This is a genomic window from Streptomyces sp. NPDC040545 (assembly GCF_055595065.1).
Genome location: NZ_JBVIWA010000003.1, coordinates 235,156 through 253,852, shown reverse-complemented (window position 1 = coordinate 253,852; position 18,697 = coordinate 235,156). Strand labels below are relative to the sequence as shown.

Annotated in this window: 21 protein-coding genes; 15 read left to right on the top strand and 6 right to left on the bottom strand. The window is 73.1% G+C overall.

Features of this window, described 5'->3' with window-relative positions:
- Positions 1-18 precede the first annotated feature (18 nt).
- The 3 genes from ACZ573_RS09205 to ACZ573_RS09195 are packed head-to-tail and all read left to right on the top strand — an operon-like array spanning position 19 to position 1,642.
- Complete coding sequence (locus ACZ573_RS09205; protein ID WP_471301216.1) at positions 19-468, top strand: LPXTG cell wall anchor domain-containing protein; 450 nt, start codon at positions 19-21, stop codon at positions 466-468.
- 8 nt (positions 469-476) lie between these two features.
- Positions 477-1,151, top strand: coding sequence for an RNA polymerase sigma factor (locus ACZ573_RS09200; RefSeq protein WP_471301213.1), 675 nt, complete (start codon positions 477-479; stop codon positions 1,149-1,151).
- Complete coding sequence (locus ACZ573_RS09195) at positions 1,148-1,642, top strand: hypothetical protein (protein WP_471301211.1); 495 nt, start codon at positions 1,148-1,150, stop codon at positions 1,640-1,642. Before ACZ573_RS09200 ends, ACZ573_RS09195 begins: the two co-directional genes overlap by 4 nt.
- Positions 1,643-1,649: 7 nt before the next feature.
- Here ACZ573_RS09195 and ACZ573_RS09190 read toward each other — a convergent pair whose 3' ends face one another.
- Positions 1,650-2,102: a MarR family winged helix-turn-helix transcriptional regulator gene (locus ACZ573_RS09190; protein WP_314247693.1), complete on the bottom strand. Its 453-nt coding sequence runs from the start codon at positions 2,100-2,102 to the stop codon at positions 1,650-1,652.
- Positions 2,103-2,361: 259 nt separating this feature from the next.
- Between ACZ573_RS09190 and ACZ573_RS09185 the strand changes: the two genes are divergently transcribed.
- The 3 genes from ACZ573_RS09185 to ACZ573_RS09175 all read left to right on the top strand — a co-directional run bounded on the left by ACZ573_RS09185 (position 2,362) and on the right by ACZ573_RS09175 (position 5,784).
- The gene (locus ACZ573_RS09185) at positions 2,362-3,597 is read left to right on the top strand and encodes an MFS transporter (RefSeq protein ID WP_471301208.1); all 1,236 of its coding nucleotides are present in this window, start codon (positions 2,362-2,364) and stop codon (positions 3,595-3,597) included.
- 54 nt (positions 3,598-3,651) lie between these two features.
- A complete protein-coding gene (locus ACZ573_RS09180; protein ID WP_471301205.1) occupies positions 3,652-4,080 on the top strand; it encodes a GlcG/HbpS family heme-binding protein in 429 nt (142 codons plus the stop codon).
- A 72-nt stretch (positions 4,081-4,152) separates the two neighbouring features.
- Positions 4,153-5,784: a beta-N-acetylhexosaminidase gene (locus ACZ573_RS09175; RefSeq protein WP_471301770.1), complete on the top strand. Its 1,632-nt coding sequence runs from the start codon at positions 4,153-4,155 to the stop codon at positions 5,782-5,784.
- A 33-nt stretch (positions 5,785-5,817) separates the two neighbouring features.
- On the opposite strand, the gene ACZ573_RS09170 is transcribed toward ACZ573_RS09175, so the two are convergent.
- Together ACZ573_RS09170 and ACZ573_RS09165 are read right to left on the bottom strand one after the other, a co-directional pair.
- The gene (locus ACZ573_RS09170) at positions 5,818-6,126 is read right to left on the bottom strand and encodes a DUF3040 domain-containing protein (protein WP_471301203.1); all 309 of its coding nucleotides are present in this window, start codon (positions 6,124-6,126) and stop codon (positions 5,818-5,820) included.
- Between the two features lie 114 nt (positions 6,127-6,240).
- Positions 6,241-7,059 (bottom strand): endonuclease I family protein, encoded by an 819-nt coding sequence (locus ACZ573_RS09165; protein ID WP_471301201.1) that lies wholly within the window; start codon positions 7,057-7,059, stop codon positions 6,241-6,243.
- 218 nt (positions 7,060-7,277) lie between these two features.
- On the opposite strand from ACZ573_RS09165, the gene ACZ573_RS09160 reads away from it, so the two are divergent.
- Positions 7,278-7,844, top strand: a complete 567-nt coding sequence (locus tag ACZ573_RS09160) for a DJ-1/PfpI family protein (protein ID WP_202197863.1) — start codon at positions 7,278-7,280, stop codon at positions 7,842-7,844.
- Between the two features lie 191 nt (positions 7,845-8,035).
- Here the strand turns inward: ACZ573_RS09160 and ACZ573_RS09155 are convergent, their stop codons facing one another.
- Positions 8,036-8,857, bottom strand: coding sequence for a glutamate ABC transporter substrate-binding protein (locus tag ACZ573_RS09155; RefSeq protein ID WP_471301199.1), 822 nt, complete (start codon positions 8,855-8,857; stop codon positions 8,036-8,038).
- A 394-nt stretch (positions 8,858-9,251) separates the two neighbouring features.
- Between ACZ573_RS09155 and ACZ573_RS09150 the strand changes: the two genes are divergently transcribed.
- The gene (locus ACZ573_RS09150) at positions 9,252-9,794 is read left to right on the top strand and encodes a TerD family protein (protein ID WP_471301197.1); all 543 of its coding nucleotides are present in this window, start codon (positions 9,252-9,254) and stop codon (positions 9,792-9,794) included.
- A 153-nt stretch (positions 9,795-9,947) separates the two neighbouring features.
- Here the strand turns inward: ACZ573_RS09150 and ACZ573_RS09145 are convergent, their stop codons facing one another.
- Positions 9,948-10,580, bottom strand: a complete 633-nt coding sequence (locus ACZ573_RS09145) for a TetR/AcrR family transcriptional regulator (protein WP_471301195.1) — start codon at positions 10,578-10,580, stop codon at positions 9,948-9,950.
- Positions 10,581-10,733: 153 nt separating this feature from the next.
- Here ACZ573_RS09145 and ACZ573_RS09140 point away from each other — a divergent pair, with 153 nt between their 5' ends.
- The 7 genes from ACZ573_RS09140 (at position 10,734) to ACZ573_RS09110 (ending at position 17,904) form a co-directional block, all read left to right on the top strand.
- Positions 10,734-11,594, top strand: coding sequence for a phosphatase PAP2 family protein (locus tag ACZ573_RS09140; RefSeq protein WP_471301193.1), 861 nt, complete (start codon positions 10,734-10,736; stop codon positions 11,592-11,594).
- Entirely contained in the window at positions 11,591-12,481 is an 891-nt protein-coding gene (locus ACZ573_RS09135; RefSeq protein WP_471301190.1) for a hypothetical protein, read from the top strand. The genes ACZ573_RS09140 and ACZ573_RS09135 overlap by 4 nt, the downstream gene beginning before the upstream one ends.
- Before the next feature lie 84 nt (positions 12,482-12,565).
- Entirely contained in the window at positions 12,566-12,832 is a 267-nt protein-coding gene (locus ACZ573_RS09130; protein ID WP_471301188.1) for a GlsB/YeaQ/YmgE family stress response membrane protein, read from the top strand.
- A 107-nt stretch (positions 12,833-12,939) separates the two neighbouring features.
- A complete protein-coding gene (gene rraA / locus ACZ573_RS09125) occupies positions 12,940-13,419 on the top strand; it encodes a ribonuclease E activity regulator RraA (protein WP_471301186.1) in 480 nt (159 codons plus the stop codon).
- Positions 13,420-13,579: 160 nt separating this feature from the next.
- Positions 13,580-15,211, top strand: a complete 1,632-nt coding sequence (locus ACZ573_RS09120; RefSeq protein WP_471301183.1) for a peptide-N4-asparagine amidase — start codon at positions 13,580-13,582, stop codon at positions 15,209-15,211.
- Positions 15,212-15,238: 27 nt separating this feature from the next.
- Positions 15,239-16,945 carry a serine/threonine-protein kinase gene (locus tag ACZ573_RS09115; RefSeq protein ID WP_471301180.1) on the top strand — a complete coding sequence of 569 codons (1,707 nt, stop codon included), beginning with the start codon at positions 15,239-15,241 and terminating at the stop codon, positions 16,943-16,945.
- A 53-nt stretch (positions 16,946-16,998) separates the two neighbouring features.
- Complete coding sequence (locus ACZ573_RS09110) at positions 16,999-17,904, top strand: phytoene/squalene synthase family protein (protein WP_471301177.1); 906 nt, start codon at positions 16,999-17,001, stop codon at positions 17,902-17,904.
- Between the two features lie 25 nt (positions 17,905-17,929).
- Here ACZ573_RS09110 and ACZ573_RS09105 read toward each other — a convergent pair whose 3' ends face one another.
- Positions 17,930-18,652, bottom strand: a complete 723-nt coding sequence (locus ACZ573_RS09105) for a transglycosylase SLT domain-containing protein (RefSeq protein ID WP_471301174.1) — start codon at positions 18,650-18,652, stop codon at positions 17,930-17,932.
- Between the last annotated feature and the right edge of the window lie 45 nt (positions 18,653-18,697).

Below are 18,697 nucleotides of genomic sequence, written 5' to 3'. Positions count from 1 at the left end.
CGACCGTGGAGAACCACCGTGAAGAACCTGAAGCGTGTCCCCCTGGCCTTCCGCCGGACGGCCGTCACCGCTGCCGCCGCCGGAGTGGCCGTCGCCCTCGCCGGCCCCGCCTTCGCCGCGACCGGCAGCTCGGCCACGCCCTCCCCGTCGGTCAGCGTGCCCGCCGGCGCCTCGCCCACGGCGGGCGGGCCCAAGCCCTCCCCGTCGGTGAGCACCCCGCCGAGCGCGTCCCCGAGCGCCGGCCCCAGCGCGTCGCCGAGCGCGGCCCCCGGCGTTGTCACGCCGGCCCCGGGTTCGAGCACCAGGCCCAGCGCGTCGCCCTCCGAGCCCGCCGCCGCACCCGGCGCGGCGGAGCTCGCGCATACTGGCTCCTCGGCGACGACCATCGCCATGGGGGCGGGGGCCACCGGTCTGGTCCTGGCCGGCGCGGGAGCCCTGTACGCCGTACGGCGCCGCGCGAACAGCTGAGGAATCCCGTGCTCCGACTCGCGTCACCCGTCGGCCCCCTCACGCCCGGCTTCGGCCGGGCGTGGCGGGGCCTTTGGTCGTTGCTGCGCGGGGAGCGTTCCGCCCCGCCGGTCTCCCCGCGGCAGTACGGCTCCTCGCACGGATCCCCGTACGGCTCCTGGTCCCCGTACGACTCCACGGCCCACGGCGACCAGCGCCCGCCCACCGTCAGCGAGCTCTACCACGCGCACCGGCTGCGGATGGTCCGTCTCGCGGTGCTGCTCGTCGATGACCTGGCCACCGCCGAGGACGTGGTCCAGGACGCCTTCACCGCCCTCTACCGGCGGCACGGGGAGCAGATCACCGAGGTCGACAACGCACTGGGCTACCTGCGCACCGCGGTGGTCAACACCTCGCGCTCGGTCCTGCGCCGCCGGCGTACCGTCCGGGCCTGGAGCCCGGCCGCGGCGGCCGACATACCGTCCGCCGAGGACCACGTGGTCCTGGACGAGGCGCACCGCGAAGTGCTCGCCGCGCTCGGCCGGCTCACGCCGCGCCGCCGCCAGGTGCTGGTGCTGCGCTACTGGGCCGATCTCAGCGAGGCGGAGATCGCGGCCACCCTCGGGATCAGCCGGGGAGCGGTGAAGTCCAACGCGAGCCGCGGCCTGGACGCCCTGGAACGGATTCTGGAGGGACGGATATGACGCGTGACGGCGAACGCCTCACCGAGCGCCCCGTCGAGCGCCGGCTGCGGCAGGCCCTCGACGCGCGCGCGGACAGCATCGACGTCCGCCGGCTGCGGCCCGCGGAGCCGCCCGGGGCGCACCTGGGACGACTGCCGACGGCCGGGCTGCGACGGTTCGCGCTGCCGCTGGCGGGCCTGGCGGCGGCTGCGGCGGCCGGGATCGGCTACCTGCTGCTCGCCCCCGATCCGTCGCCCGGCCCGGGGCTGCCGGCCACCCCGCCGCGGATCACGGCCCCCGGCCCGTCCCCGCAGGACCCGACGTCACCCACTCCCCGCCCCTCCGGATCAGGGCGCCCGACCCCGTCCGTGTCCTCGCCCCCCACCGGGTCGGTGAGTCCGTCGGTCCCGGTCTCGCCCAGGGCGTCGGGGTCGCAGCCCCCGTCGGCGAGCCCGTCGGCCGCGCGAGGAGGCATCGTCATGTCCTCCCCGCCGCCGAGCTCCACCCCTTAGTGCTCGTTCAGCCCCGGAGGTTCTCCACCGCCGTGACCAGCGGGGCGAGTTCAGGTGTGCGCGAGGCCTCGTCCAAGGCCTCGCGCAGGGCGGTGTCATTGGTGGGGCGGGCCGCGGCCAGGAGGGTCAGACCCGCCTCGCTGACGTCGGTGTAGATGCCCCGCCGGTCGGTGTCGCAGATGTAGCGGTTCAGCAGGCCGCGGTCCTCCAGCCTGCTCACCAGCCGGGTCGTCGCGCTCTGGCTGAGCACCACCGAGTCGGCGACCTGGTGCATCCGCAGGTGCCCGCCCGGGCCGTTGTGCTGGCGGCTGAGGACGTCGAGCAGCGAGTACTCGCGCACGCTGAGGCCGTGGCCGGCCTGCAGGGCCCGTTCGATGTGCGCCTCGATCCGTCCGTGCAGGAGGGAAAGGGCGCACCAGCCCTGGGAGAGGGCGGTGAGCGCGCTGTCCGTGGCCGTCATGGGCTCCTCCGTCGAAGCGTCGCGGGCTGGGGTGTGTGAAGACCAGGATAGTCCACACACGCAATAGCCCGCGCTTGCAAATATCCCGCGTCTGCAATTAATGTGGACGCATGCAAGCGGCGATCGCAGTCGATCCCCCCGGATCGCCCCGCATCAACCTCGACCGCACTCGACCGCCCTCGGTCGCTCTCCGTCGCCTTCGATCGCGATCACGCCGTCGCACCGCGCACCACTCCCTCCCCTGAAGGACATCTCCCCCATGCCTCTCGCACTCCTCGCCCTCGCCGTCGGGGCCTTCGGGATCGGCACCACCGAATTCGTGATCATGGGTCTGCTCCCCGAGGTCGCCGGCACGTACGGGGTCTCGATCCCCACCGCGGGCTTCCTGGTCACCGGCTACGCCCTCGGCGTCGTCCTCGGCGCGCCCCTCATGACCGTCCTCGGCACCCGCATTCCCCGCAAGCGCATGCTGATGCTGCTCATGGTCCTCTTCATCGCCGGCAACGTGCTCTCCGCCCTCGCGCCTGCCTTCGGCGTCATGCTCGCCGGCCGCGTCGTCGCCTCACTCGCCCACGGCGCCTTCTTCGGCATCGGCGCGGTCGTCGCCGCCGGACTCGTCGCCCCCGAGAAGAAGGCCGGCGCGATCGCCATGATGTTCACCGGACTGACGGTCGCCAACGTCGTCGGCGTCCCCCTCGGCACGTTCGTCGGGCAGACCCTCGGCTGGCGCGTCACCTTCCTGATCGTCGCCGCGCTCGGCGTCGGCGGCCTGCTCGGCATCGCCCGGCTGGTACCCGAGCTGCCCCGGCCCGAGGGCGGGGTACGGATCCGCCGCGAGCTCGCCGCCTTCCGCAACGTCCAGGTACTGCTCGCCATGGCGATGACCGTCCTCGGCTTCGGCGGCGTCTTCGCCGCGATCACCTACGTCACCCCGATGATGACCGACGTGGCCGGCTTCGCCGACTCCTCCGTCACCTGGCTCCTCGTCCTCTTCGGCCTGGGCATGGTCGCCGGCAACCTCATCGGCGGCCGCTACGCCGACCGCGCGCTGATGCCGATGCTGTACGTGGCCCTGGGCGCCCTGGCCGTCACCCTCGCCGTCTTCACCCTCACCGCGCACACCAAGGCCGGCGCGGCCGTCACCCTCGTACTGATCGGCGCCCTCGGCTTCGCCACCGTGCCGCCGCTCCAGAAGCGCGTCCTGGACCAGGCCGCCGGGGCGCCCACCCTGGCCTCGGCCGTCAACATCGGCGCCTTCAACCTCGGCAACGCCCTCGCCGCCTGGCTCGGCGGTCTGGTGATCGCCGCCGGACTCGGCTGGACCGCCCCCAACTGGGTCGGCGCCGCGCTGGCCGCCTCCGCCCTGCTGCTCGCCCTCGCCTCCGGCGCGCTGGAACGCCGTACGACGCGGCACGCCGCCCGCGGCGACCGGGGCGCGGCCGTGCCGGCGGCCGACGCACCCGAGGCCACCGTGGCCGTCCCCGCCCACCACTGATCCACCCCCTTCCCCCGTACGCACGCCCGCCCGCCCCGCAAGGAGAAACACCGCATGTCCACCCCCACCCGCACCGCCGTCGCCCCTCTGACCACCGAGGACGCCGAGCTGCTCGTCGCCACCGCCAACGCCGCCGCCGAAGCGGCCGGGGCCACGGTCAGCGTCACCGTCCTCGACGCCGGCGGCCACCTGCTCGCCTTCCGCCGCGACGACCGCGCCGTACTGATATCCGGCGAGACCAGCACCCGCAAGGCCTACACCGCGCTCCAGCTGAACGCGCCCACCGCCGACCTCGTCGAAGCCGTCCGGCCCGATGGCCCCTTCCACACCCTCCCCACGGCCCTCGACCGGCCCCTGCTGTTCATCGCGGGCGGGCTGCCCGTCCACCGCGACGGCCGCCTCATCGGCGCCATCGGCGTCGGCGGCGGCGCCCCCGACCAGGACCACGGCTTCGCCGCCGCCGCGCGGGACTCCCTCGTCTGAGACCGCCCGGGACCGCCGGGTCGCGCGCCCGTGTCCCCCGTGCCACGTTGGTACGGGGGACACGGGCACATGATGAGCACACCGAGACGGCACACGAGGGTCCGCACCATCGCGACGGCAACGGTCGCCGCGCTGGTCACCCTTGCCCTCCCGGGCTGCACGGCCGCCTCGGACGAGGCACGCGCCCGCGGCCCCGCCGACTCCTCCACCGCCTCCTCGGCGACGGCGGCGCGCCCCGCCGAAGCCGCCCCCACCCCCACCCCCACCCCGTCCTACCCCCTTTCCACCGCCCCGCGCACCATCCCGGCGGTACGGGAGCACGTACCCGCCCGCGGCCCCGGCTGGAAGCCCACCCCCGACGCCCGCGTGGTCGTCGCCCCGGACGACACCGCCGCGCTCGCCGACGAGGCCAAGCTGCTCGCCGGTGAACTGCGCATCGGATACGGGGAGTCGGCGGCGCCGCGGGCCGGGGACGTGGAGCTGTCCCTGGACGCGGGTACCGCCGCAGGGCCTGAGTCGTACACCCTCGACGTCAAGGACGGCCGCGTCCGGATCAACGGCCCCGACCAGGCCGGGGTCTTCTACGGCACGCGCACCCTCAAGCAGGCGGTCAAGAGCGCCGGTTCGGCCCCCGAGGGCACGGTGCGCGACGCCCCCGCCAAGCCGCAGCGCGGCCTCAACCTCGACATAGCCCGCAAGTACTACTCCCCGGACTGGATCGAGGACCGGCTGCGCGAGATGGCCGACCTCAAGCTCAACCAGCTCGGCCTGCACTTCTCCGACGACCAGGCCTTCCGCATCCAGTCCGACACGCACCCCGAGATCGTCTCCACCCCGCACCTCACCAAGGCCCAGGTGCGCGAGATCAACGCGCTCGCCGCCCGGCTGCACATCACGGTCGTTCCCGAGATCGACTCGCCCGGCCACCTCGGCGCGGTCCTGCGCGCCCACCCCGACCTCCAGCTGCGCGACACGCAGGGGCGGGCGGTCAAGGGGGCCGTGGACATATCGAACCCGGCGTCCGCCAAGCTGGTGGACGAGCTGCTGCGCGAGTACATCCCGCTCTTCCCCGGCGGGGCCTGGCACCTGGGCGCCGACGAGTACCAGGCACTGGTCTACCGCGACCCGCAAGCCTCCTTCCCCCAGCTCGCCCGCGCCGCCCAGCAGCGGTACGGGCCCTCGGCTCGGGTCCAGGACCTGGCGACGGGCTGGCTGAACGACCGGGCCGACGTGGTCCGGCCGTCGGGGAAGGCGCTCAAGGCGTGGAACGACGGATTCTTCGCGGGCGGGGTGACGAGCGCCGCCAAGGACATCCAGGTCGAGTACTGGACCGGCAAGGAGAACGGCGCCCGGCCGCCGCTGGAGTACCTGCGCGAGGGCCGCAAGCTCGTCAACCTGAACGACGAGTTCCTCTACTACGTGCTGGGGGAGCCCAACCAGTTCACGTACCCCGCCGGGAAGCGGATCTACGAACAGTGGACCCCGCTCGTACTGCGCGGCACGACCCCCGTCCCGGCCTCGTACGGGCCGCAGATCCTGGGCGGGCGCCTCGCGATCTGGAGCGACCTGGCCGGCGCCCAGACCCAGGCCCAGGTGGCCGCGGGCATCCGGACCCCGCTGGCCGCGCTCTCCCAGAAGGTGTGGGACGCGCGCACGCCCCAGCTGCCCTGGACCGACTTCAAGGCCCTCGCCGACCGGCTCTGACCGCCCCGCCGCGACCGCCCCGCAGGGCTGTGGCTACAGCCGCGCCGTACGGTCGGCGCGCTGCCGGCGGCGCTGGAGCCACTGGCCGACCAGCGGCAGCGCCAGGACCACCGCCGACGTCCAGACGGCGGCGAAAACCCAGATCAGGAGCCGGGAGACGGTGACCGAGGCCGCCACGAACAGCACCGCCGCCACCACACCGAGCAGCCAGGCGGCCACGGTGCGGTGACGCCGGTGTGACGTGGACCGCAGGATCCGGTCGAGGGAACGGTCACCCTTGAGTTCGGCCTCGATCGCGGAGAGGGCGCGCTGCTCGCGATCGGAGAGTCCGGCTCCGTCCATCACGACGTACCTCCGCCGGCTGCTGCCGTCGGGCGCGGGTCGCAGCCTCTGGCCGGGGAATACCCTGCCTGACGCCGCCCAACCCCCGGAGGACGCCGCGAGTACGGGCCCCGGTCACCAGATGGAGTCGACCCACTCCGGGTGGTCGATGAACGGGTTGCGGTTGTGCTGGAACTGGTCGAATATGACCTGGTTCCGGCGCTGCTCGAAGGCGTCCGGCGGGTCCATCTGGTTCCACTGCTTCAGCAGGCTGATCCGGCCGAAGAGGGGCGCGGAACCATTGTTGACCTTGTCGTTCAGCTCGAGGTCCGCGAAACCGTCACCACCGTCGTAGCGGACGGCCATGTACAGCAGCATCCGCGCCACGTCGCCCTTGACGGCGTCACGCGGCTCGAAGGAGTCGGCGTCGGTCAGGCTGCCCGGGGCCTCGCTCACGGGGCTGCCGCCCTTGTCGAAGTCCTTGTTGCCGCGGGTGCTGTTGACGGTGACGTCCTCCGGGCGCAGGTGGTGCAGGTCGGTGCCCGGACCGGTGGCGGTGCCGAAGTCGCCGTGGCTCTTGGCCCAGACGTGCTCGCGGTTCCAGTCGTTGACCCCGCCGCCGTTCGTCGCCTTGGACTGGGAGCGGCCGGAGTAGACCAGGATGACGTTGTTGGGGTTCGCCGGGTCCTGGTCGGTCACCTTCAGGGCGTTCCACACGCCTTCGTAGGTCACCTTGGACTGGTTCTTGATGATGTCGTGCAGGGCGGTCTTCAGCGCGGGCCCGGTCTTGCCCTGGGCGCTCGCGTAGTAGTCCGCGTACGGGTCCGCGGCGGCGGCCGTCGGGTTCTCCGTGGCGGTCGGGCGCTGCGGGCCTGCGGAGGCGGCCGCCGGTACGGCGAACAGGGCGGCGGCGGCGAGGCCGGCCGCCCAGGGGGTCAGGCGCGAGATTCTCATCGGGTGGGGGGTACCTCTCCATACGCACCGTCCCCGCCCGGGGAATTGGCGGAGTGTCAGTGGCAGAGCGAGGGTCACATTGTCATGTGCCGAACAGGTGAAAACCACGTGTCGGGAGTGGGGGATCTTCGTGTGTGCCGGCCCTGCGCCGCGGGCAGGGTAGCGGTGGCCCCCGGTGGGGCCGGAGCGATCGTGACCAGCCCTATCTGGAGCAGCCCATGGCAGTGAAGATCCTCATCGTGACCGGCGACGCGGCCGAGTCGCTGGAGGTCCTGTATCCGTACCAGCGCCTGCGCGAGGAGGGGTACGAGGTCCACATCGCGGCGCCGCAGGTGAAGAAACTGCGGTTCGTGGTCCACGACTTCGAGGAGGGCTTCGACACCTACACCGAGAAGCCCGGCTACACCTGGCCCGCCGACCTGGCCTTCGCGGACGTCGTCACCGAGGACTACGCGGCCCTGGTCGTCCCGGGGGGCCGGGCGCCGGAGTACCTGCGCAACGACCCCGAAGTGCGCCGGATCCTGGCCGCCTTCGCGGAATCCGACAAGCCGATCGCCCAGATCTGCCACGGCCCGCTCATCACGGCCGCGGCCGGGGGCCTGGCCGGCCGCCGGGTGACCGCGTACCCGGCGCTGGAGCTGGACATGAAGGCGGCCGGGGCCGAGTTCGAGGACTCCGAGACCGTGGTCGACGGCACCCTGGTCTCGGCCCGGGCCTGGCCGGACCACTCGCGCTGGATGCGGGAGTTCCTGACGGTGCTGCGCGGCAAGGCTCCGGTGGCCTGAGCGGGATCACGGATCGCGGATCACACGGGCGGCCGTGACCCCCGTGCGAGGGGTCACGGCCGTCGGGTCGTGCCGTCGGGCGGCGCTTCCGGGCCGGACGGGGGCGGGCCACCGCCCAGGGGCCACGCGGCCGCCCGGGGGCCGGGGCGCGGCCGCCCGCGGGACGGGCGCGGCCACCGCCGCGCCGGAGGTCAGCTGACGGGAGTGATGGCCGGAGCCGGCTCGTACCGGTAGTTCTCGCCGAAGTTCTTCTTCACGGCCGTCTCCCAGGAGCCGTCCGCGACCATCTTCTTCAGCGCGTCGTTGATCTTGCGCTGGAGCTCCTTGTTGCCCTTCTTGACCCCGATGCCGTAGTTCTCGTTGCTCAGGCTCTGGCCGAGCAGCTTGAACTTGTTCTCGTTGCCCTTCCGGGCGGCGTACCCGGCCAGGATGGAGTTATCGGTGGTCATGGCGTCGACCCGGCTCTCCTGGAGCGCGACGACGCAGTCCGCGTAGCCGGCCATCTCCAGCAGGCCCGCCTTGGGGGCGAGGTTCTTGCGGAGGTTCTCGGCCGAGGTGGAGCCGGAGACCGAGCACAGGCTCTTCGAATTGAGGTCCTCGGCCTTGCTGATCGAAGCGTCGCCGGCGCGCGTCAGCAGGTCCTGGTGCGCGACGAAGTACGGTCCGGCGAAGTCGACCTTCTCCTTGCGCTTGTCGTTGATCGAATAGCTCGCGACGACGAACTTGACCTCGTTGTACTGGAGCAGCAGTTCGCGGTCGTTGCTGTAGACCTGCTTGAATTCGATCTTGTCCGACTTGTAGCCGAGTTCCTTGGCCACGTAGGTGGCGACGTCGACGTCGAATCCGGTGAAGGTGCCGTCGGTCTCCCGCATGCCTATGCCGGGCTGGTCGAACTTGATGCCGATGGCGAGGGTCCCGTCCCCCTGGTCCCCATCGTCGAAGACGCCGCACCCGGAGGCGGTCAGGGCGATCGCGATCACTGCGGCGACCGCACCGGCCTGGGGAACCTTCATGCTGCACTCTTTCCTGGGCGAACGCGGGACGCGTCACCGGGATCGCCGGGGGCGTGTGGAACCGCGCGAATATGGGGGACGTCGGGACGCGTGTACGAGGAAGCTAGGAAGCGGAACGCCTTACCGTCACTAGATTTGAGCAAAACTTGAGGATAACGATCCGGTCAGCCGCAGATCGTGCGGTTGGCGCAGGTCGCAGCGGGGGATAGGGGCGGGCGCGGGAACGGGTCCGGCGCGACGGGACGAAAATGCGTTGCTATCGGGTGAAGGGGGCAAGTCGGTTTTTGTTCCCACCGTGAAGCTGGCCGAATCCGGTACGGCACGCAACCCCGCCGGGGCCGGGGGACACGTGGGATCATCGACGCGCAATGCCCGTGAGCGAAGGGGGAGTTCGGTGACCGGTGTACGCAAGGGGCTGGCCAGGGTGGAGTTCGCGCTGCGGTGGGACCCCAGCCCGGCGGGCGCGCCCGCGAACGACCTCGACATAGTCACCGCGGTCTACGGCGCCGGGGACCTCCACGGGACGCCCGTCCAGCTCGTGCACTTCGGCAGCCGGTCGCCCGACGGAACCATCACCTTGAACCGGGACAGCCACACCGGCCAGGGCTTCGGCTTCGACGAGGTGATGACCATCGAGCTGGACCGGATGGCACCGGAGTCGAGCCGGGTGCTGGTCGGCGTGGTCATCCAGAACGCCGACGCCGGCGTCGCGGGCCGTACGAAGACCTTCGCCGACATCGGCGGCACCGGATTCCGGATCCGCGAGGGCCACACCGACCTCGCCCAGGGTGACTTCGCGTCCGTGGCGGCCGCCACGGCGGCCACCGTCGCCGAGTTCAGCCGTGACGCCTCGGGAACCTGGTCCTTCGAGCTGCGGCTGCACGGATTCGACGTCGACCCGGAGGTGTTCGCCCGGACCATGGGCGCGCTCCGCTGAGGCGGGCCGGGCCGGTGCGGGGCCGCGCGGACCGGGCGGCGGCCACTCCTGGGGTGAGTGGTCGCCGCCCGGTCCGGGTGGCGCGCTGCCGCCGTCCCCACGAGGCAGCGCGGGCAGGTCGCCGTCAGGTCATCAGAACGGCGGCCCGCCGGTTCAGGGGGCCTGGCCGGCCGGGGGCCCGGTGGGTCGGGAAGGCGTGAGACCCAGGGACGGGAGCATCACGGCGTCGACGAACCGGACCAGGTAGTCGGCGTCCGCGTACCGCCCCTCCAGCACCGGCCGGATCCGGAGCACGCCCATCAGCTGGGCGGGCAGGAACTCCACGGCCGGATGGTCCGCGGCGATCTCGCCGCGCGCCACGGCCCGTCCGACCATCTCGGCGAACGCGGCCAGCTCCGGCTCGACCAGCGCCTCGCGCAGGGCGGCCTGGAGTTCCTCGTCGCTGAGCACGGCGTGCCCGAGGGCCTGCGTCAGCCGGGTGTCCCTGCCGGAGGTCCCGGCCGCGATCCGGGCCGCCTCGCGCAGATCGCCGGCCAGTGACCCGGTGTCCACCGCGACGAGGGTGCCGCGGCGCCCTGCGCGCAGGGCCGCGGCGACCAGGCGGGGCTTGGTCTTCCACTGCCGGTAGAGCGTCGACTTGCCACAGCTGGCCCGGGCGGCGACGCCCTCCATGGTCAGCGCCTCGTAGCCGTACTCGCGCAGCTGCTCCAGGACGGCGTCGTAGAACTCCTGCTCACGCTCCGGTGTGATCTTGGAGCGGCGCGCGGGGGACGGTGTCGACGTCATGGATGCGGCTCTCCTCAGGGGCGCCTCGGCGGCAGGTTCCACTACGGAAGTGTACGGGAACGCGAGCGTATCGGTACACCGGCGTATCGATACGCCAATGTATCGATACACTGGCGTGTCGCTGTGCCCGTAAACAGGAAGAGAGACCGGGGGATGAGCTCCCACACCACACCTGCCGGGCCGGCAGCCGGACCGAGAGCCGCGCGCCGCCGCCTCATACGCGAGCTGCTGCTCGTCGCGGGCTTCTTCACCGTCTACAAGGCGGGCCGGCTGCTCTCGACCGACCGCACCGACGAGGCCTTCCGCAACGCGGCGCGCATATGGGACGCCGAGCGCTTCCTGCACCTGCCGGGCGAGGGCGCGATACAGCGGCTGCTGCTGCACGGGGACGCCCTCGTCACCACCGCGAACACCTACTACGCGGGCGTCCACTTCCCCGCGACCGCGCTCTTCCTGATCTGGCTCTACGTCCGGCGCCCCGCCCACTACCTGTGGACGCGCCGCGTGCTCGCCGGACTCACCGGAGCCGCCCTCGCCCTGCACCTGGCCTTCCCGCTCGCGCCCCCGCGCCTGCTCGACGCCGCGCGGCTCATCGACACCGCACAGGTCTACGGACCCACCGTCTACAGGGCCGCACCGGCCGAGGACACCCTGGCGAACCAGTTCGCCGCCATGCCCTCACTGCACTTCGGCTGGGCGCTGATGCTGGCGCTCGGCATGATCGCCGCCACCTCGTCGCGGTGGCGCTTCCTGTGGCTGCTGCACCCGCTGCTGACCCTGCTCGTGATCGTCGGCACCGCCAACCACTACTGGCTCGACCCCGCCGTGGCCGCCGCCCTGCTGGGGGCGGCCCTGCTGCTCACCCCGAAGCCGCGAACGAGCGAGCCGGATCCGGACCGGGACGCGCGCCCGGACCCGGACCGCGGAACGGGCCCGGAGCCCGGCCACGACATCCCCGTACGAAGCCTGCCGCGCCCGCGGAGAGCGGACGCGGCCGTAGGAGCCGGACAATGAACGACACCACCCTCGCCGTCGGACTCTGCCTGGCTTCGGCCGTGGCCTACGCGGCCGCGGCCGTCGCCCAGGAACGGCTCGCCCGGGCCGCCGTCGCGCGCACCGCCAAGGCTCTGCTGGGCTCCGGTGCCTGGTGGTGGTCGGCCGGGCTGAACGCCGCCGCCGCGCTGCTGCACGCGGCGGCCCTGCGGTACGGCCCCCTGACCCTGGTGCAGCCGCTCGGCGCGCTCACCCTGGTGGCCGCCGTCCCGCTGGGGGCGCGCAGGTCCGGCCGCCGGGTGGCGGCCACCGAATGGCGGGGCACCCTGGCCACCGTCACCGGGCTCGGCCTGCTGCTGCTCCCCGCCTCCGGGCCGGCCCCCGACGACACCCTCACGCTGATCGAGGCGCTGGCCGTCTCCGGCGCGACCCTGGCTGTGATCCTGATGCTGACCGCGGACAAGGACCCGCGCTCGGGCCTGCGCCACGCGACCGCCTCCGGGCTGGCCTCCGCGGCGGCCTCCGCCCTGACCCAGACGGTGGCCGTCGCGGCCGGTCGCGGCGGAGCCCTGCTCAGCGTCCGGGTCGTCTCCGTGGCCCTGCTCGTCATGGTGTTCGCCGTCGGCGGGATGCTGCTGTCGCAGCGGGCCTACCGCGGCGGACTGGGCGCCCCGCTCGCCGTGGTGAACCTCGCCAACCCGCTGGCCGCGGCCGCCATCGGCATGGTGCTGCTCGGCGAACGGCTGCAGGGCGGAGTGCCGGGGCTGCTGCTGGCCGGCGCCGGTGCCTTCCTGGCGGCGCGCGGGGTGGTCCTGCTCACCCGGACGCCCTCCACCGGCGCGGGTCCGGGCTCCGGACCCGTCCCGGGTGCCGAGCTCCCCGTACCGGCCGGCCGCGTGGCGGTCTGAGCGGCGGAGAACCGAGCCGCCCGCGGGCGCGTCCTCCCAGGAGAACGCCCGAACGACCGAACGACCGAAGCGGAGTGACCGGACATGGGGATCGTCAGCTGGATCATCCTGGGACTGCTGGCCGGGGGCATCGCCAAGGTCCTGCTGCCCGGACGGGATCCCGGCGGCCTGATCGGGACGACCCTCATCGGCGTCGCCGGAGCCTTCACCGGCGGCTGGCTGTCGGCGAAGGTCCTGGACAAGCCCATCCAGACCGAGTTCTTCGACCTCGCCACCTGGGGCTCCGCCATCGCGGGCTCACTGGTCCTGCTGATCGGCTACCGCATCCTGTTCGGCAACTCCCGCAACTGACCCGGCCCCACACGGTCCGGGCCCGGCCGCCCGTCACGATCCGGCCGAATACGCCGGCCGCACCACCGCGACGTACGCGCACGAGCAGCGAGGAAACCGGGAGCCAGATGAGTGTCACCCCCGTCCCCACAGCCGACCTGTACGACGAGTACGGCGAGTCCCTGGCCGTCTGTGCCACCGGGTTCCGCCAGTTCGGCGGCCGCCGGCTGTTCGCCGGCCCCGTACGGACCGTGCGCTGCCACGAGGACAACGCGCTGCTGCGCACCCTGCTCCACACGCCGGGCGAGGGTGCGGTCCTGGTCGTGGACGGCGGCGGCTCGCCGCGTACCGCCCTCGTCGGCGACCTCATCGCGGGCGCGGCCGAGGCCAACGGATGGGCCGGCCTGATCATCAACGGCTCGGTCCGCGACAGCGTCGCCCTCGGCGGGCTCGACCTCGGCATCAAGGCGCTCGGCACGGTCCCCCGCAAGAGCGGCAAGACCGGCGACGGCGCGGTCGACGAGCCCGTCACCATCGGCGACGTCACCTTCCGCGCCGGGGACACCGTCCACGCGGACGACGACGGCGTGGTCGTCCTGCCCCGCTGACCTCCGGACCGCTGACCTCCGGACCGCTGACTTCCGGACCGCTGACCTCCGGACCGCCGACGCCGGACCGGAGCCGGGGGACCGGGGCGGTTCAGAACCGGCCAGGGCCCGAGCACGGGCCCTGGCCCGGTCCCGGCGGGCCGGGTTTCACTGCGGGCCCATGAGACGACGACACAGGATCACCGGCCTGCTCGGCGCGATCGCGCTGACCGCCGCCACCCTGGCCGCCGCGGGACCCGCGTCCGCCGCCGGGACCCCGGCCACGGACCCGCCACCCTCGGAGTTCGGCACCGACTGGCACGACCCGCTCACCGCGGCCCCGCCCGTCGCCCGGCCCACGACCCGGTCCTGCCAGGTGACCCTCGCGGAGGCACAGTTCCGCGACTTCACGCCCTACCAGGGCAGCTACACACCGCCCACCGCCTGCGGCGCCGGCAGCTGGGCCAAGGTGGTCCTGCGCCTCGACGGCAAGGTCAAGGGCCGCCAGTACGACCGCCTCGGCCACCTCTCCCTCGGCGGGGTCGAGATCCTGCGGACCTCCACCCCGCAGCCCTCGCCCGACGGCATCGCCTGGTCCGTCGAGAAGGACGTCACCCGCTACCGCGACACCCTCGCCCGCCCGCAGCCCGTCGAGATGCTCATCGGCAACGTCGTGAACGACACGTACACCGGTGTCATCGACGTCAAGGTGACCCTGACCTTCTACGCCGCCGACGGCCGCAACCCCGCCCCGGACACCCCCGACCGCGTCCTGCCCCTCACCTCCCCCTCGGTCACCACCCCGCGCAACACGGAGCGCCTCCTCGCCGAGGTGTACGCCACCGGCTCGGGCGGCGGCTGCGAGGAGTACTGGTACATGACCACCCCGGACGCGGCCCCGTACTCCTGCAAGGCCGCCGACGGCCCCTACCGCGAGGTCCGGGTCTCCGTCGACGGACAGCTCGCCGGCATCGCCGCGCCCTTCCCCACCGTCTGGACCGGCGGCTGGTCCAACCCCTTCCTCTGGTACGTCACCCCCGGCCCGCGCGCCTTCGACGTCCAGCCGATCCGCTACGACCTCACCCCCTACGCCGCTCTCCTCAACGACGGCCGTCCGCACCGGATCGAGGTCTCCGTCGCCGGGGTCCCCGCCGGACAGAGCGGCTGGAGCACCCCCACCAACCTGCTGCTCTGGCAGGACGAGGCCCGGGAGGTCGTCACCGGCGCCCTGACCCGCTACGAGCGGAGCGATCCGGCCGGCCACTCCCGCTGGACGCCCGCGGCCCCCGGGGGACAGCACCGACTGGACACCGAGGACGGACACCGGCTGACCGTCGCCGGGCACCTGAACACCTCCCACGGCCGCGTGGCCACCACCGTCACCCGCGCCGTGCGGGGCACGTCCGTGCACCGCTGGACCGGCGGCGAGAACCAGGACGCGCTCACCGCCACCTGGACCGACGAGGAGAGCGTGACGCGCGGGCCGGCCACCACCCGGACCGACCGCACCTACACGATGGACGGCGAGACCACCCTCGGCGACGGCGACCGGCTGCGTACCGTCCTCTCGCTCGGCGACCGCGCCGACACCGTCACCCTGCGCGGCGGCAAGGCGGTCGACAGCTCCCGGCTCGACGACCGGTACACGGGCGACGCCACCTACACCGCGAACGTCCCGCGCGACCAGCGGCACGCGGTCGCCACCACGTCCGCCCGCTACCGGTTGTACGGGTCCGCAGCGCCCGGCGGCTGTTACGACCGGACGGTTGCCACCGCTCAGGGCACGCTCACGGTGGACCGCCGACACTGCTGAGCCGGCCGCCCCCTACGATGAGCGGCCATGGATACGAGTGAGGCCGGCAGACAGCTGATCGACGGCCGTTTCGAGCTGGTCGCACCGCTAGGCAGCGGGGGCATGGGTACGGTGTGGCGCGCCCGCGACATCGCCCTGCACCGCGAGGTCGCGCTCAAGGAGGTGCGCCCGCCGGACCCGGCGACCGCCGCCGCCCAGCCCGGCCTCGCGGACCAGATGCGCGAACGCGCCGTCCGCGAGGCCCGCGCCCTCGCCCGTCTCGCCCACCCCCACGTCGTGACGATCCACCACATCGTCGAGCCCGCGGCGGGCACGGACGGGCACCCGTGGATCGTCATGGAGATGGTCCGGGGCGGCTCCCTGCACGACCGCCTGGAGTCCGGTCCCATGCCGCCCGCCGAGGTGGTGCGGCTCGGCCTCGACGTGCTGTCCGCGCTGCGCGCCGCGCACGCCGAGGGGATCCTCCACCGTGACGTGAAGCCCGCCAACGTGCTGCTGCGCCCCGACGGGTCGGCCGTGCTGACCGATTTCGGCATCGCCGCGCTGCACGACTCCACCGGACTCACGGCGACCGGCGTGCTGATCGGCTCCCCGGAGTACATCGCGCCCGAACGCGTCCGCGGCGAGGAGGGGCTGGCCGCCTCCGACCTGTGGTCGCTGGGCATGCTGCTCTACGTGGCCGCGGAAGGGGTCCACCCGCTGCGCCGCGCCACCAGCCTGGCCACGGTCGTCGCGGTCCTCGACGAGCCGATCCCGGCGCCCGTGCGCTCCGGCCCGCTGGCGCCCGTACTGGAACGGCTGCTCGTACGGGATCCGGCCGCGCGGCCCGACGGGGCGCAGCTGGAGCAGCTGCTCCGGGACGCGAGCGCCGCTCTCGGATCCGGCTACGGCGCGGGCGCCGGGCCGGTCGCCGTCGCGCCGGCCGTCTCCGTACAGGCGGTCTCCACGCCGGCCGCGCCGGTCGTCCCGGGTCAGTACGGCCCGTACGGCGGCCCGTACGGCTCGCCCACGCCGCCGCCGTTCGGCCAGGGCGCCTCCCCCTACGCGGCCCCCACCACACCCGTCGCGCTGACGCCCGCACCGCGCAGGCGCCCGGCCCTGATCGGCGCCGCGCTCACGGCGGTACTGGCGGCCGCGGTCGTCGGGATCGTCCAGTTGATGCCCGACGGGAACTCCGGGGACGACGACGCGGCCGACTCTCGCGCCACCCGGCCCGCCGTCGCCACCCCGGGCGGTAGCCCGGCCTCCACCCCCGGTGCGAAGGCGAGCACCTCCAAGGCCGGCACGGCCCGCGGCAGCATGCTCACCCCCGAGAACATCCGGATCGCCCTGGACGCGCTCAAGGAGAAGACCGGCACCACCACCTTCGTGGACCTCAAGGTCTACGAGGGGTACGTCCTCGCCTCGATCCCCACCGCTCCCGGCGCCGATACCGTCGACGCCTGGCAGTACCGCGACGGCTCCGCCAAGCGCACGGGCCCGGACGGCACGGTCGAGGAGGGCGAGCCGCTCATCGACATGGCCACCGTCAACTGGGACGCGCTGCCCGGCCTGCTGGAGCAGTCCAAGAAGGACCTGGGTGTCGAGAAGCCGACCTCGACGTATGTGATCGTCGAGCCCTGGATGATGGACCAGGTCCCCTGTATGCGGCCCTACATCACGGACGAGTACGGTCGCGGCGGCTACGTGCTCGCCGGGATCGACGGCAAGGTCAAGAAGGTCACCAAGCTCTGACATCGTCTACCCGTACGCACGTACGGTCCGACACGTTCAGGAGCACGACCACGATGCCCAGCTGGCGCACCACCCTCACGGGGGCCGGTATTTCCGGCCCCCTGCTGCGCGACGACTACACCCACGCCGCGCGCCGGGTGCTCCGCCGCGAACCCGCCCCGTACCTGGCGCTGCGGCTGCTCGCCGCGCCACCGCTGGTGCCCGCCCTCGCCGCGGGTCTCGCCTTCATGAACCTGGTCGACGACGTCGCCGAGACCGGTACCCCGCAGCAACGGGCCGCCGGCCTCGCCGCGTTGTCCGAGCGGGTGGCGACGGCCCTGAAGTCCGGGGACAGCCCCGACCCCCTCCTGCGGGCCTACGCGCACGCGGTGGACACCCGCGGCCTGCCCCGGCACTGGGTCTGCCGCTTCCTGGAGGGCGCCGCCACCGCCGAGGCGGGCTTCGACGGCTTCGCCGCGGAGGAGGACTTCCAGGCCTACCTCGACGCCTACGCGTGGCCCGGGGTGCTGGTCTTCACCGGACTGCAGTACCAGGGCGGCCCCGACCCGGAACAGGCCGCGGGCTGGCGGCGGTTCGTCGACGCCGCCCAGCGCGTGGACTTCCTCGCCGATCTGCGCGAGGACCTCGCGGCCGGCCGGCTCTGCATCCCGCGCGCCCGCCTCGCCGAGCATTCGGTGACCCGCGCCGACCTGGAACAGGCCCGCGACACCCCGGCCGTGCGCGCTCTGCTGGCCGCCGAGTGCCGGCGTGCCCGTACGGCCCTGGACGCGGCCCACGGGATCCTCGCTCTCGCCGAACCCGGGCTGCGTCCCGTCATCGCGACCATGACGGAGCTGATGGCGCACCAGCTGACCGCCGTGGAGCGGGCGGGGGTCACCGCCCTGCGCCGGGACATCGGCTACGGCCTGGCGGCGCCCCTGCGGATCCTCGTCCGCGCCGCCCGGCGCCGCACGGTGTGAACCGGCGCGGGGAGCTTCCCGGTTCCTAGTAGGCCCCGTTGACGTTGTCGATCGAGCCGTAGCGCGCGGCCGCGTAGTTGCAGGCGGCGGTGATGTTGGCGACCGGGTCGTAGGAGTTCTGCGAGGTGCCGGGCACGTGGTAGGCGCGGAAGGTCGGATCGATGACCTGGAGCAGACCCTTGGACGGGATGCCGTTCTGGGCATTGATGTCCCAGTTGTTGATCGCCAGCGGATTGCCCGAGGACTCCCGCATCACATTTCGGTGAATTCCGTTGTAGGAACCCGGAATGCCGTGCTTGGCCATGACGGCGAGGGACTCGCGGATCCACCCGTCGAGATTGTTCGGGTAGGCGGTGGCGGGCTTGGCGGCCGGCTTGGCGGCGGGCTGGGCAGCGGGCTTGAGGGCGGTCCGGGCGGCGGACCTGCTCGCACGTTCGGTCTCCGCCTGGGTGCCGAGCTTCAGTTTGATGCCGGGCCGGATGATCGCCGGATTGTTGCCGATGACGCTCCGGTTCGCCGCGTAGAGCTGCTGCCAGCCGCCGCTCAGGGAATGATCCGCCGCGATCTCCGAAAGGGTGTCGCCCGCGACCACGGAATACGTCGTGGGGGTGGCGGCCGTCTCCGCCGCCCCGGCGGTGGTCGCGCTGATCAGCGGGAGAGTGAGGGCCGCGCCACCGGTGCCGGCGAGGGCCAGCTTGCGGGTGATCCGGTAGTGCTTCGGCCGACGGTGCTTACCTTTTGCAGGCATGGCGGAATTCCTCACGTGGGGGGACGGGAGATCCCGGGCGGGGGC